This is a genomic window from Nitratireductor mangrovi (genome assembly GCF_007922615.2).
Taxonomy (GTDB): Bacteria; Pseudomonadota; Alphaproteobacteria; order Rhizobiales; family Rhizobiaceae; genus Mangrovimarina; species Mangrovimarina mangrovi.
Map to the genome: position 1 here is coordinate 4,586,666 of NZ_CP042301.2, position 12,871 is coordinate 4,599,536.

The 12,871-nt window shown below is 65.6% G+C and carries 13 protein-coding genes; 7 read left to right on the forward strand and 6 right to left on the reverse strand.

Features of this window, described 5'->3' with window-relative positions; all coding sequences use genetic code 11:
- Positions 1-52 precede the first annotated feature (52 nt).
- From FQ775_RS22520 to FQ775_RS22535, 4 genes are all read left to right on the forward strand, one after another.
- Positions 53-433: a hypothetical protein gene (locus tag FQ775_RS22520; protein WP_146299918.1), complete on the forward strand. Its 381-nt coding sequence runs from the start codon at positions 53-55 to the stop codon at positions 431-433.
- 182 nt (positions 434-615) lie between these two features.
- Positions 616-885 carry a 30S ribosomal protein S15 gene (gene rpsO / locus FQ775_RS22525; RefSeq protein ID WP_146299917.1) on the forward strand — a complete coding sequence of 90 codons (270 nt, stop codon included), beginning with the start codon at positions 616-618 and terminating at the stop codon, positions 883-885.
- Positions 886-1,156: 271 nt separating this feature from the next.
- Positions 1,157-3,307: a polyribonucleotide nucleotidyltransferase gene (gene pnp, locus FQ775_RS22530; protein ID WP_146299916.1), complete on the forward strand. Its 2,151-nt coding sequence runs from the start codon at positions 1,157-1,159 to the stop codon at positions 3,305-3,307.
- A gap of 94 nt (positions 3,308-3,401) precedes the next feature.
- Positions 3,402-4,421: a class I SAM-dependent methyltransferase gene (locus FQ775_RS22535; RefSeq protein WP_146299915.1), complete on the forward strand. Its 1,020-nt coding sequence runs from the start codon at positions 3,402-3,404 to the stop codon at positions 4,419-4,421.
- Positions 4,422-4,439: 18 nt separating this feature from the next.
- Here FQ775_RS22535 and FQ775_RS22540 read toward each other — a convergent pair whose 3' ends face one another.
- From FQ775_RS22540 to fabA, 4 genes are all read right to left on the reverse strand, one after another.
- Positions 4,440-5,972 (reverse strand): putative bifunctional diguanylate cyclase/phosphodiesterase, encoded by a 1,533-nt coding sequence (locus tag FQ775_RS22540; RefSeq protein ID WP_146299914.1) that lies wholly within the window; start codon positions 5,970-5,972, stop codon positions 4,440-4,442.
- A 95-nt stretch (positions 5,973-6,067) separates the two neighbouring features.
- The gene (fabI, locus tag FQ775_RS22545) at positions 6,068-6,877 is read right to left on the reverse strand and encodes an enoyl-ACP reductase FabI (RefSeq protein WP_146299913.1); all 810 of its coding nucleotides are present in this window, start codon (positions 6,875-6,877) and stop codon (positions 6,068-6,070) included.
- Positions 6,878-6,890: 13 nt separating this feature from the next.
- Complete coding sequence (gene fabB, locus FQ775_RS22550) at positions 6,891-8,111, reverse strand: beta-ketoacyl-ACP synthase I (protein WP_146299912.1); 1,221 nt, start codon at positions 8,109-8,111, stop codon at positions 6,891-6,893.
- Positions 8,112-8,157: 46 nt separating this feature from the next.
- Positions 8,158-8,670, reverse strand: coding sequence for a 3-hydroxyacyl-[acyl-carrier-protein] dehydratase FabA (gene fabA / locus FQ775_RS22555; RefSeq protein WP_146299911.1), 513 nt, complete (start codon positions 8,668-8,670; stop codon positions 8,158-8,160).
- A 241-nt stretch (positions 8,671-8,911) separates the two neighbouring features.
- Here fabA and irrA point away from each other — a divergent pair, with 241 nt between their 5' ends.
- Positions 8,912-9,328: an iron response transcriptional regulator IrrA gene (gene irrA, locus FQ775_RS22560; protein ID WP_146299910.1), complete on the forward strand. Its 417-nt coding sequence runs from the start codon at positions 8,912-8,914 to the stop codon at positions 9,326-9,328.
- A 33-nt stretch (positions 9,329-9,361) separates the two neighbouring features.
- On the opposite strand, the gene FQ775_RS22565 is transcribed toward irrA, so the two are convergent.
- The gene (locus tag FQ775_RS22565) at positions 9,362-10,312 is read right to left on the reverse strand and encodes a GlxA family transcriptional regulator (RefSeq protein WP_146299909.1); all 951 of its coding nucleotides are present in this window, start codon (positions 10,310-10,312) and stop codon (positions 9,362-9,364) included.
- 93 nt (positions 10,313-10,405) lie between these two features.
- Between FQ775_RS22565 and FQ775_RS22570 the strand changes: the two genes are divergently transcribed.
- Positions 10,406-10,960: a cysteine hydrolase family protein gene (locus FQ775_RS22570; protein ID WP_146299908.1), complete on the forward strand. Its 555-nt coding sequence runs from the start codon at positions 10,406-10,408 to the stop codon at positions 10,958-10,960.
- Positions 10,961-11,123: 163 nt separating this feature from the next.
- On the opposite strand, the gene FQ775_RS22575 is transcribed toward FQ775_RS22570, so the two are convergent.
- Entirely contained in the window at positions 11,124-11,684 is a 561-nt protein-coding gene (locus FQ775_RS22575) for an SH3 domain-containing protein (RefSeq protein WP_167813122.1), read from the reverse strand.
- Between the two features lie 172 nt (positions 11,685-11,856).
- Between FQ775_RS22575 and FQ775_RS22580 the strand changes: the two genes are divergently transcribed.
- Positions 11,857-12,858 (forward strand): 2-hydroxyacid dehydrogenase, encoded by a 1,002-nt coding sequence (locus FQ775_RS22580; protein ID WP_146299907.1) that lies wholly within the window; start codon positions 11,857-11,859, stop codon positions 12,856-12,858.
- Positions 12,859-12,871: the final 13 nt, after the last annotated feature.

Sequence of the window (12,871 nt, forward strand, 5' to 3'; positions counted from 1 at the left end):
TCGGGGAGGCGCGGACCGTGGCGGCGGTGCCGCTTGTCGGGAGGTTCTTGAGATGAAACGCAACAACGTGACTGTCGCGCTGGCCGCTGCCATGGCGCTCGCGACGATCAGCGCGCCCGCGGCCGCCGGCCGCCTGCCGGACAGGGCGGCGCAGGCGCCAGGCCTGCCCGTGATCTCCGTTCAGGGCTGCGGCTGGTACGTCATCCTCGGCTGCTCGACCAGACATGCCGACGCTGTCGCCCTGCGTGACGAACTCGGCGGTCCCTATGCCGGCGGCGGCGCCGGGCTGAACGTGGTCCACACCGACGATTATCCAAACTTCCGCGACGGCTATTTCTGCGTTGCCGACGGCCCCTACGGGTCGAGCGGAGAGGCCGGCAGTATCGCCTGGACCGAGGCCGTGCCGGACGCCTATGTCAAGGACGCCTGCTGACCTGAACTTTTCCGCAAGGCAGCCCTGCATGAAGCGGTGCGACGCGAATTAGCGCTGGCAATTCGCGCGGTTTTCCCCTATATGCGCCGCAGCATTGCGCTGGGCGCGTGCAAATGGCCCCCGCTGGACGACATCCCGGCCGTGGGCGACTTTTCCTTCACAAGAACAGAAAGGGATGATCGATGTCGGTTACCGCCGTGCGCAAGCAGGAATTGCTCGCCGAATTCGCAACCGAGAAGGGCGACACCGGTTCTCCGGAAGTCCAGGTCGCGATCCTCACCGAGCGTATCAAGAACCTGACCGAGCATTTCAAGAGCCACGCCAAGGACAATCATTCCCGGCGCGGCCTGCTCAAGCTGGTCTCGCAGCGCCGCTCGCTCCTCGACTACCTGAAGAGGAAGGACGAGAGCCGCTACCAGACCTTGATCGAGAAACTCGGTCTGCGTCGCTGATGTTCGGCCGGCGGATCCCGAAAGGGATCCGCCGTTCGGATATTGGGCCGGGACTTTCCGGCCCGCCCGGCTTCCGCTGGAAAGGAACGAGACGGAAGCCGCCCATGGACAGGTCATGGGGCAGGATTGCAGGACGCCCGGACGGCGCGCCAGACGCCGACATTCCGGACCTCCCGCTGTCTTGCCCATGGCTCGTCCGCAACGAAGCCAGTCGGAGGCGGCCCGCGCGCAACGCGCCGGGCTTGGTGCCTCCGCATATGAGAGACAAGACATGTTCAATCACCACAAAGTGGAAATCGAATGGGGCGGTCGTCCGCTCATCCTCGAAACCGGCAAGGTCGCGCGCCAGGCCGACGGCGCCGTCATCGCCACCTATGGCGAGACCGTCGTGCTCGCCACTGTCGTTTCGGAAAAACAGCCCAAGCCGGGCTTCGACTTCTTCCCGCTGACCGTCAACTACCAGGAAAAGACCTTCGCGGCCGGCAAGATCCCCGGCGGCTTCTTCAAGCGTGAAGGCCGTCCGAGCGAAAAGGAGACGCTAACCTCGCGTCTCATCGACCGGCCGATCCGTCCGCTCTTCGCCGAAGGCTACAAGAACGACACCCAGGTCGTGCTGACCGTGCTGCAGCATGACCTCGAAAACGATCCCGACATCGTCGCCATGGTCGGCGCTTCCGCCGCGCTGACGCTGTCCGGCGTGCCCTTCATGGGCCCGATCGGCGCCGCTCGTGTCGGCTACATCAACGGCGAATACGTGCTCAACCCGCATGTCGACGAGATGCCGGAATCCAAGCTCGACCTCGTCGTCGCCGGTACCGGCGATGCCGTTATGATGGTCGAATCGGAAGCGCATGAGCTTTCCGAGGAGGTCATGCTCGGCGCCGTCATGTTCGGCCACAAGGGCTTCCAGCCGGTGATCGACGCGATCATCAAGCTGGCCGAAGTGGCCGCCAGCGAACCGCGCGATCACCAGACCGCTGACCTGTCCGAGCTCGAATCGACCATGCTCGGCCTCGTCGAGGACGAGTTGCGCGCCGCCTACAAGATCACCGACAAGCAGGACCGTTACGCCGCCGTCGACGCCGCCAAGGCCAAGGTCAAGGCGACGCTTCTGCCCGAGGGCGCTGAAGAGACCGTGTGGTCGTCCGAGCAGGTCAACGCGGTGTTCAAGGAACTGCAGGCCAAGATCGTCCGCTGGAACATCCTCGACACCGGCCTGCGCATTGACGGCCGCGACCTGAAGACGGTTCGCCCGATCGTGTCGGAAGTCGGCGTCCTGCCGCGCACCCACGGCTCGGCCGTCTTCACCCGTGGCGAGACCCAGGCCGTCGTGGTCGCCACGCTCGGCACCGGCGAGGATGAGCAGTTCGTGGATGCCCTCACCGGCACCTACAAGGAAACCTTCATGCTGCACTACAACTTCCCGCCCTATTCGGTGGGCGAGACGGGCCGCATGGGTTCGCCGGGACGGCGCGAAATCGGCCACGGCAAGCTCGCCTGGCGCGCCATCCACCCGATGCTGCCGGGCGCCGAGCAGTTCCCCTACACGCTGCGCGTGGTCTCCGAGATCACCGAGTCCAACGGCTCGTCCTCGATGGCGACCGTCTGCGGCACCTCGCTGGCGTTGATGGATGCCGGTGTGCCGCTGGCCGCGCCGGTCGCCGGCATCGCCATGGGTCTCATCCTCGAGGGTGATCGCTACGCGGTGCTGTCCGATATCCTCGGTGACGAGGATCATCTCGGCGACATGGACTTCAAGGTCGCCGGCACCAGCGCCGGCATCACCTCGCTGCAGATGGACATCAAGATCGCCGGCATCACCGAGGAGATCATGAAGGTCGCGCTCGAGCAGGCCAAGGGCGGCCGCGAGCACATTCTCGGCGAGATGGCCAAGGCGATTTCCGAGGGCCGTTCGGAACTCGGCGAGTTCGCCCCGCGCATCGAGGTCATGACCATCCCGACCGACAAGATCCGCGACGTTATCGGCTCCGGCGGCAAGGTCATTCGCGAGATCGTCGAGAAGACCGGCGCCAAGATCAACATCGAGGACGACGGTACCGTCAAGATCGCCTCTTCCAACGCCAAGGAAATCGAGGCGGCCAAGAAGTGGATCCACACCATCGTGGCCGAGCCCGAGGTTGGCGAGATCTACGAGGGCACGGTCGTCAAGACCGCCGATTTCGGGGCCTTCGTCAATTTCTTCGGTCCCAAGGACGGCCTCGTCCACATCTCGCAGCTGGCGGCGGAGCGCGTCGCCAAGACCACCGACGTGGTCAAGGAAGGCGACAAGGTCTACGTCAAGCTGATGGGCTTCGACGAGCGCGGCAAGGTCCGGCTTTCCATGAAGGTCGTCGATCAGGAGACCGGCAAGGAAATCGCCAGGGAAAGGAAGAAGGAAGAGGCGGAAGGCACCGACGCCTGACGGCGGAGCCTTTCGACGGGACGGGCGGGCGCGCTTCGGGGGAAGCGCGCCCGTTTTCTTAGGTTTGGACCGCCAAGTGCGGTAATCCCCGGTGATGAACGACAGCGCCCACCGTACATTGTTCCACCCCTTCGAGACCGGCGACATCGCGCCGCCGGCAAGCGGCGCGCGTGCGCTCTTCCTAGGGGCGGTTCCTGATTTCCGTCTGCCGGAAGGTTTTGCGGCCGAACTGGCAGCGGTCCAGGGTTACCGTCCGCATTTTCTCGGCCTGCAGCGGCGCGGCATCCCCGCCACGCCGACCATCGAGGACAGCGGCTACGATCTCTCCTTGGTGCTTCTCGGCCGCCACAAGGGCGAGAACTTTCGCCGTCTCGCTGGTGCCCTTCGTGCAACCCGCGCGGGCGGTCTTGTGCTCGTGGCGGGCGGCAAGGCCGACGGCGTCGACAGTTTCCGCCGCAAGGTCGCCAAGGCGCTTCCGCTCGCCGGCAGCCTGTCGAAATATCATGGTGTCGCCTTCTGGCTCCAACGGCCGGATGACACCGGGCTCGCCGTCAGCGGCCTTGCAGACCCGCCGGCGCCGTCGCTGGTGGACGGGCGTTTTGCGACCGCTCCCGGCATGTTCTCCCATGACCGCATCGACGCGGGCTCACGGCTGCTGGTCGATAACCTGCCGAAACTGAAGGGCCATGTCGCCGATTTCGGCGCCGGCTGGGGGTATCTGTCGGCGGAGCTCTTGCGGCGCGGCGACGAGTTGGCCGCGCTTGATCTCTACGAGGCCGATTTCCCTTCGCTCGAGGCGGCGAAGCAGAACCTTTCCGCATGGGCGGGCGGGGTTCCGCTCGCCTTCCACTGGCGGGATTTGCGCTCGGAGCCGGTGCCCCGGCGCCACGATGCCGTCGTCATGAACCCGCCATTCCACGAAGGCAGGGCGGCCGAGCCGGCGATCGGCGCCGATTTCGTGCGTGCGGCGTCGCAGGCGCTGAAGCCCGGGGGCCGGCTCTACCTCGTCGCCAATCGTGGCCTGCCCTATGATAAGGTGCTGGAGGCGGGTTTTGCTGCTTCCGGCGAGACGTGCCGCGACGCCCGCTTCAAGGTGCTGTGGGCGCGACGCTGACCCGACAGCCCTGCTGCCTCAATGCACGGCGTGGCTGAGTTCGACCTCGACCGCTTCGCCGCCACGCACCACCAGCGGCGCCGGCTTGCCGAACAGATAGCCCTGGAAGACCTCGCAGCCGGCGGCGCGCAACAGCGTCGCCTGGTCCTCGGTCTCGACGCCCTCGGCGATCGTGTGGACGCCCAGCGCCCGCGACAGGCCGACGATGGTCGACACCACCGCGCCGCCATTGTCGCGGTCGATACGCGACACGAAGGAGCGGTCGATCTTGAGCTTCTGGAACGGGAAGTCGATCAGGTAGGAAAGGTTGGAGTAGCCGGTGCCGAAATCGTCCACGGCCACCGACAGTCCGAGCCCGGCCAGATCTCTCAGGATCTCGGCGGCGCGCGCACGGTCCTGCATCATCGCCGTCTCCGTGACCTCCAGCTCGAGCCGCGCCGGCTTGAGGTCGGTGTCGGACAACACGTTGCGGACCAGATTGACGAAATCCTTGGTCATGAACTGGACCGGCGAGATGTTGACCGCCACGAAGCAGTCGTCCGGCAGCGCGTGGGCGTCGGTGCAGGCCTTGCGCAGCACCCATTCGCCGATCGGCGCGATCATGCCGGTTTCCTCGGCGATGGGGATGAATTCCGCCGGGGAGATCATGCCGCGCACCGGGTGTTTCCACCGGATCAGCGCCTCGTAACCGACGACGCGGTTCTTCAGATGGTCGAACTGCGGCTGGTAGTGCAGGTCGAAATCGCCGCGCTCGAAGGCGGTGCTGAGCTCGGCCTCGATCCATTGCCGGTAGTCGGCGACCTCGCCCATATTGGGCTGAAACACCGCCCAGCTGCCGAGCCCGCTGGCGCGGGCATGCTGCAGCGCCAGGTTGGAACGGCGCAGAAGCACGATCGGATCGTCGCCATCCTTGGGTACCGCAACCATGCCGACCGACAGGCTCACGGTCTGGAGGTGGGAGGGCAACTGGTAGGGCTCGACCAGCTTGTCGATCAGCCCTTCCACGTAAAGGTCGATCCGGCCGTCGACCAGGCGGTCGGGCAACAAAACGGCGAACTCGCCGGCGCCGATGCGGCCGATCTCGGCGCCCTTCGGCAGCGCCTTCTTCAGCCGCTGCGCGATGGCGCGAATAAGCTGGTCGCCCTGGCTGTAGCCGATGGCGTCGTTGATCTGCTTGAAGCGGTCGATGTCGATGTCGACCAGGAACACCGGCTCGCCGGTGCGTGTGCTGGCCGCCACCGCCTCGGCGGTCTTGCCGATCAGCGCGTTGCGCGACAGGAAGCCGGACAGCTTGTCGATCTGCGTCTCGCGGAAGACGTAGCCCGCCGATTCGTCGACGCCTGCGAAGAAGGACAATGCCGAGCCGGCGGCCGCGAGAGCGCAAAGCGCCGCGACGACCGCACCGACGACCGACGGTGGCAGGCCGCCAAGGCTTTCGCCTATGCCGTATTTCAGCGCCCACAGGCCGAGAATGAAGCTGCCGAGCCCGGAGCTGGCAATCGTGATCAGCCGGAAGACTGGCGACCTGTTCGGGTTGGATGCGTCGTGCATGGACAAGGCCCCTCGCTGAGCCAACCAAAGCACATGCGCATTAAGGTTTGCTGGGCCGCATCGTTCGAATTTTAACGATCGCCGGTTTCGCGCCGTCAGCCGGCCGTATCGGTTCTCTTGAGCTCGTCCAGGGTCGGCATCGACACCACATGATAGCCGGAATCGACATAGTGGACTTCGCCGGTGACGCCGGAAGAGAGGTCCGAGAGCATATAGAGCGCCGAGCCGCCGATCTCGTCGATGTTGACGGTGCGCCGCAGCGGTGCGTTGCGCTGCTGGAACGAGAACATGTGCCGTGCGTCGGAGATGCCGGCGCCGGCGAGCGTGCGCACCGGCCCGGCCGAAAGTGCGTTGACGCGGATGCCGCGCGGGCCGAAATCGTTGGCGAGATAGCGCACGCTGGCCTCGAGTCCGGCCTTGGCCACGCCCATCACGTTGTAGTTCGGCATCACCCGAGTGGAGCCGGCATAGGTCAGCGTCAGCATCGAGCCGGCTCCTTCCATCATCGCCGCCGCGCGCCGCGCGATCTCGGTGAAGGAAAAGCAGGAGATGACCATGGTCCGCACGAAATTCGCCCGCGTCGTGTCGGCGTAAAGACCCTTGAGTTCGCTCTTGTCCGAAAATCCGATGGCGTGGACGATGAAGTCGAGGCTGCCCCATTCCGACTTCAGGCTCTCGAACACACCGTCGACGGAGGCTTCGTCCTCGACGTCGCACGGCAGCACCAGCTTGACCCCGGCCTGCTCGGCGAGCGGCTTGACGCGCCGGCCGAACGCCTCGCCCTGGTAGGTGAAGGCCATCTCGGCGCCGTGTTCGTAGGCTTTCTTGGCGATGCCCCAGGCGATCGAATGATCGTTGGCGACGCCCATCACGAGGCCGCGCTTGCCCTTCATCAAACCTTCCATCTGCGGGCCGGCCCTATGCTGAGTGACGCTGGAAAACGAGTGTGGAGTTGGTGCCGCCGAAGCCGAAGGAATTCGAAAGCACGGTGTCGATCTTGGCGTCGTCGATGCGCTTGCGCACGATCGGCGCACCCTCGAATTCCGGATCGAGCGTGCCGATATGGGCGCTTTCGCCGATGAAGCCGGCCTGCATCATCAGGATCGAGTAGATCGATTCCTGGACGCCGGCGGCGCCGAGCGAATGCCCGGTCAGCGACTTGGTCGACGCGATGTGTGGGATCTTGTTGCCAAACACCTCGCGGATCGCGCCGATCTCGCGCGAATCGCCCACCGGCGTCGAGGTGCCGTGCGTGTTGATGTAGTCGACGCTGCCGTCAACCGTGGCGAGGGCCTGGCGCATGCAGCGCACCGCGCCCTCGCCGGACGGGGCGACCATGTCGTAGCCGTCCGAGGTGGCGCCGTAGCCGGTGATCTCGGCATAGATCTTGGCGCCGCGCGCCTTGGCGTGTTCGAGTTCTTCCAGCACCAGTACGCCGGCGCCGCCGGCGATCACGAAGCCGTCTCGGTCGACGTCGTAGGCGCGCGAGGCCGACGATGCCTTGTCGTTGAACTTGGTCGACATGGCGCCCATGGCGTCGAAAAGGTTCGACATCGTCCAGTCGAGGTCCTCATGGCCGCCGGCGAAGATGATGTCCTGCTTGCCGAGCTGGATCAGTTCGTAGGCGTTGCCGATGCAATGCGCCGAGGTCGAGCAGGCCGACGAGATCGAGTAGTTCACACCGTGGATCTTGAACCAGGTGGCAAGCGTCGCCGACGCGGTCGACGACATCGCCTTCGGCACGGCGAACGGGCCGATGCGCTTCGGGCTCGCGTTCTTTTCGGTGATTGCCGCGGCCTCGACGATCGTGCGTGTCGAGGGCCCGCCCGAACCCATGATGATGCCGGTGCGCTCATTGGTGACGTCGCCGTCTTCCAGCCCGGAATCGGCGATCGCCTGTTGCATCGCGACATGGTTCCAGGCCCCGCCCTTCGACAGGAAGCGCATGGCGCGGCGGTCGACCAGATCGGTCGGATCGAGCGTCGGCGCGCCCCACACCTGGCAGCGGAACCCGTGCTCCGCGAACTCCTCAGAAAAGCTGATCCCGGATTTCGCCTCGCGCAGGGAGGCTTCTACCTCGCCGGCATTGTTGCCGATCGACGAAACGATCCCGAGGCCGGTAACGACTACGCGTCTCATTTGGCTCTCCCTGGGGGTTGGCGCTTGCGGGCCTTGCCGCCCGGCGTCACGCGTCCTGCTTGGCCAGCCCGACCCTCAGGTCGGTCGCCTTGTAGATAGGCTCGCCATCGGCCTTGAGCCAGCCATCGGCGATCCCGAGCACCAGCCGCCCGCGCATCACGCGCTTGAAATCGACGCCGTACTCGACCTTCTTGTTTTCGGGGCGCACCATGCCCTTGAACTTCACCTCGCCGGTGGAGAGTGCCATGCCCTTGCCGGGCTCGCCGAGCCAGCCGAGAAAGAAGCCGGTCATCTGCCACATGGCGTCGAGGCCGAGACAGCCGGGCATGACCGGGTTGCCGATGAAGTGGCACGGGAAAAACCAGAGGTCGGGCCGCAGGTCCAGTTCCGCGCGGACATAACCCTTGCCGAACTCGCCGCCGTCTTCGCTGATCTCCGTGATCCGGTCGAACATCAGCATCGGCGGCGCCGGCAACTGCGCATTGCCGGGGCCGAACAGTTCGCCCCTGGCGCAGGCCAGCAGATCCTCGTAGCCGTAGCTGGACTTCCTCTCCGCCATATGACCTTCCCGCTGCTAGGTGACGCTTCTGCGCCGACCACTCGCTGGCGTGGCCCGTCCGGCCTGCCGCGATTTGATACGCCTGCGCTTATCGCGATGCGGGGCACGGGTCAATGTGCCGCTATTGATCTCCAAATTGCGAAAAGTTATATGCTGAAAGGTGATATCGGCCCGCGACGGGCCAGCGGAACAAGCTCGGGCTAGGCACTTTCCGATTGCCGCATCCCGTTCATGAGGATTGATGCAGGACACTGCTTCACAGGCGACACGCAAGGTCCGCGCCGCGGGGCTGCGCCCGACGCGACAGCGCGTGGCCTTGGCTGGCCTGCTGTTCGCCAAGGGCGACAGGCACCTGTCCGCCGAGGAACTGCACGAGGAGGCGGTCGACGCCGGCGTGCCGGTGTCGCTCGCAACCGTCTACAACACGCTGCATCAGTTCACCGAGGCGGGAATGCTCCGCATCCTCGCCGTTGAGGGGTCCAAGACCTATTTCGACACCAACACGTCGGATCATCACCACTATTTCATCGAGGGTGAAAACACCGTCGTCGACATTCCGTCGGGACCGGTGACCGTCCATAACCTTCCCGAACCGCCGGAAGGCATGGAGATCGCCAATGTCGACATCGTGGTGAGGCTGCGCCCGAAGCGCCGCTGACGCTCTCCGCTGCATCGCTGACCAATGGGATGACTAGGCTCGTTCGAAACGGCGAACGAGACCGAAGCGGTTCCTGTATTCTCCCGGTGAAACGCCTGTTGCCTCGCGGAAGACGCGGCCGAATGCCGACGCGTCCCGGTAGCCGACGCTCCAGCCGATTTCACCGACCGGCATCAGCGTCCTTTCCAGCAGGCCGCGCGCCTTCTCCACGCGCAGGTTTTGCACGTAATCGTTGGGCGTGAGGCCGGTCGCCTGCCGGAAGCGGCGCAACAGCGTTCTGGGAGATATCATCGCCTTCTCCGCCATCGTCGCCACCGAGACCGCATTTTCCGCGTTGGCCTCCAGCCAGTGCTGGAGCGCAGCGATCGCCCGGTCGCCATGCTGCATATGGGGGCGGAAGCTGCGGTAGGTCCGCTGCTCGCGGCCGGCGGTGTCGATCAGCAGATGCCGTGCCGTTAGCGACATGACGCCGGCGCCGAGCCAGCGCTCGACCACGAACAGCCCCATGTCGAGCCAGGCCATCACGCCGCCGGCGGTAACGACGTCGTTGTCGTCGATCAGCATTTCACCGGCATCGAGCCTGACGGCGGGAAACTGCGTCCGGAACTCGGCTTCGAGCGCCCAGTGCGTGGTCGCCGGCCGCCCGTCGAGAAGCCCCGCGTTCGCCAGCCAGAACGCACCTGCGCAGACGGAACACATGGTCGCCCCGGCGGCATGCTGCGCCGCTAGCCAGGCGAGAAGTGGCCTGCTCTCGGTTCCGCGCGAGCCCGAAAGGCTGGGCGGCAGGACGACGGCGTCGAAGACCTCTTCCGGACCGCGCTCGGACGGAACCGCCCGCAAGGCGGTCGCGTCCAGCCGCCGCCCGCCCTGTGCCGTGCTCGTGCTGCTGGCCACGGAAAACAGGTCGCCCAGCCCCAGGACGGCTGATTCCAGGGCGCCGGGATAGGCGACGATGGCGATGCTGATGGCGCGCTCTTGTGTCATTGTTTGGCGTTTATGGCACAAAGAATGTCATTTGCGCCACTCGGGCCTGCCACGCCGCGCTGCCAGAACGGAAGCAACGAAAAGGAGAGGCAAATGGCAGCCAAGGCTCTGGTTCTGGTGGACATTCAGAACGACTATTTCGCGGATGGCCGCTGGCCCGTCGACCGGATGGAAGAAGCCGCGGCCAATGCCGCCCGCCTCCTGGCGCATGCGCGGCAGGCCGGGGATCTGGTCGTCCATGTCCGGCACGAGATGCCGTCCGACAGCGCGCCGTTCTTCCGTCCCGGCAGCTTCGGTGCCGAGATTCATGCCTCGGTGGCGCCTGCCGCCGACGAGAAGGTGATCGCCAAGCGTCGCCCGAACAGCTTCCAGGGAACCCGGCTGCGCGAGGAACTCGAGGCCGCCGGCATCACCGACGTCGTGGTTTGCGGAGCGATGACCCAGATGTGCATCGACGCCACGGCGCGCGCCGCCGCCGATTTCGGCTTTGCCGTGACGGTTATCGAGGACGCCTGTGGCGCGAAGGAGCAAAGCTTTGCCGGGCAGACCGTGTCGGCGCCGCTCGTTCACGCCGCCATCATGGCGCCTTTGGCTATGAGTTATGGCCGGGTCATGACGACCGACGAGCATCTCGCCGCGACGTCCTAGAGCAATTCCAGGGAAAGTCGAAACCGGTTGTCCGTCCGGAATTGCCGAGAAACAAGCGGTTGGAGCTGTTCGAGTGAACGATGAACGGCTCCAGGCAATCAATCCCGATGCAGGCTCGGCCGGCGTGCTTGGCCTAGTCAGCGCCGTCGCGAGGTGATCCGTTTCAGTCCTCGATCGTTTCGCCGGGATAGACGCCCCATACCTGCTGCTGGCTGATCCAGCCGCGGTGGCCGCTGAACGTCATCCGGCACCAGTCGCCATTGCAAAGGTTGATCTCGCCCAGCGCGCCGGGCTCGATCAGCGCCACGGCGCGCGCATCCTCGTAGGGCTCGGTACGCAGCGCGATCTCAGCCGCCTTGCCACGCTGCCACGGGGCGGCGATCCCGGTGCGGCGGCCCGACAAGAGCGAGCCGTTGATCCAGCCCTCCACGCCTTCCGAATCGCGCACCCGGCGCCAGTTGTCATATTCCTGGATGATCTCCATCGGCAGCCCGTCGCGCAGATAGAGCCAGTCGACCGCGTAGGTGCGTCCTGGGCCGATGCGCAAATTGACGCGGCTCGCCTTGAGGCTGACGAAACGTGGCAGCGGCAGGCCGCTCGGGCCGCGCGCCACCGACTGGGCGCCGCCGCCGTCTGGCGCGGCGTACATGATGTTGGTGGCAAGGAGCGAGCTGGCGAGGAAGACGGCACTGAAGGCCAGGCGAAGCGACACCAAACGCGACACGGACAAATCCCTGACTTGCACTGAAAGCGACCGCCGGCGGGCGGCCGGGCTTCCTTGGATTTTCTTTGTCTTCGGCAGGTCCGATGTTACACAGAACCAGCGGCCGATAGCGCTTTGGAGTATCGCCCGTCTTGGTTAAAGAGGTCTCAACAGGACCCGGAACGAGGAAGCGATGGCGGGCAGGAAGAAACCTCTCGTGGTGATCACGCGCAAGCTGCCGGACCCGGTGGAGACGCGCATGCGGGAACTCTTCGACGCGCGGCTGAACGTCGAGGACCGGCCGATGACGCAGCCCGAACTGGTGGCCGCCGTCCGCGAGGCCGACGTGCTCGTGCCCACCATCACAGACCGCATCGACGCGGCGCTGATTGCGCAGGCCGGCGACAATCTCAAGCTGATCGCCAATTTCGGCAATGGCGTCGACCACATCGATGTCGAAGCGGCGGCGCGGCGCCAGGTCACGGTCACCAACACGCCGAATGTCCTGACCGAAGACACCGCCGACATGACCATGGGGCTGATCCTCACCGTGCCGCGGCGGCTGGTCGAAGGGGCCGGCGTGCTCAAGGGCGACGGCAAATGGGAAGGCTGGTCGCCGACCTGGATGCTCGGCCACCGCATCTGGGGCAAGCGTCTCGGCATTGTCGGCATGGGCCGCATCGGCACCGCGGTGGCGCGCCGCGCCAAGGCCTTCGGCCTGTCGATCCACTATCACAACCGCCACCGCGTGGCGCCCGCCATCGAGGACGAGCTTGAGGCGACCTATTGGGAAAGTCTCGACCAGATGCTGGCCCGCATGGACATCATCTCGGTCAACTGCCCGTCGACGCCAGCGACCTTCCACCTGCTTTCGGCGCGCCGGCTGGCGCTGATGCAGCCCGCCTCCTACATCGTCAACACCGCTCGCGGCGAGATCATCGACGAGGCCGCCCTGATCGAGATGATCCGCGAAGGCCGGCTCGCCGGCGCCGGGCTCGACGTTTTCGAACACGAGCCGGCGGTGAATCCCAAGCTGGTGAAGCTTGCCGAAAAGGGCAAGGTGGTGTTGCTGCCGCATATGGGTTCGGCCACCATCGAAGGCCGCATCGACATGGGCGACAAGGTGATCATCAACATCCGCACCCTGTTCGACGGCCATCGGCCGCCCGACCGCGTGTTGCCGGCGCGGGCCTGAAGACGCGGGCGCT

Excerpts from the sequence above, each read along its gene's own strand:
- FQ775_RS22520 (WP_146299918.1), top strand. The coding sequence starts at position 53 with ATGAAACGCAACAACGTGACTGTCGCGCTGGCCGCTGCCATGGCGCTC.
- rpsO (WP_146299917.1), top strand. The coding sequence starts at position 616 with ATGTCGGTTACCGCCGTGCGCAAGCAGGAATTGCTCGCCGAATTCGCA.
- pnp (WP_146299916.1), top strand. The coding sequence starts at position 1,157 with ATGTTCAATCACCACAAAGTGGAAATCGAATGGGGCGGTCGTCCGCTC.
- FQ775_RS22535 (WP_146299915.1), top strand. The coding sequence starts at position 3,402 with ATGAACGACAGCGCCCACCGTACATTGTTCCACCCCTTCGAGACCGGC.
- FQ775_RS22540 (WP_146299914.1), bottom strand. The coding sequence starts at position 5,972 with ATGCACGACGCATCCAACCCGAACAGGTCGCCAGTCTTCCGGCTGATC.
- fabI (WP_146299913.1), bottom strand. The coding sequence starts at position 6,877 with ATGGAAGGTTTGATGAAGGGCAAGCGCGGCCTCGTGATGGGCGTCGCC.
- fabB (WP_146299912.1), bottom strand. The coding sequence starts at position 8,111 with ATGAGACGCGTAGTCGTTACCGGCCTCGGGATCGTTTCGTCGATCGGC.
- fabA (WP_146299911.1), bottom strand. The coding sequence starts at position 8,670 with ATGGCGGAGAGGAAGTCCAGCTACGGCTACGAGGATCTGCTGGCCTGC.
- irrA (WP_146299910.1), top strand. The coding sequence starts at position 8,912 with ATGCAGGACACTGCTTCACAGGCGACACGCAAGGTCCGCGCCGCGGGG.
- FQ775_RS22565 (WP_146299909.1), bottom strand. The coding sequence starts at position 10,312 with ATGACACAAGAGCGCGCCATCAGCATCGCCATCGTCGCCTATCCCGGC.
- FQ775_RS22570 (WP_146299908.1), top strand. The coding sequence starts at position 10,406 with ATGGCAGCCAAGGCTCTGGTTCTGGTGGACATTCAGAACGACTATTTC.
- FQ775_RS22580 (WP_146299907.1), top strand. The coding sequence starts at position 11,857 with ATGGCGGGCAGGAAGAAACCTCTCGTGGTGATCACGCGCAAGCTGCCG.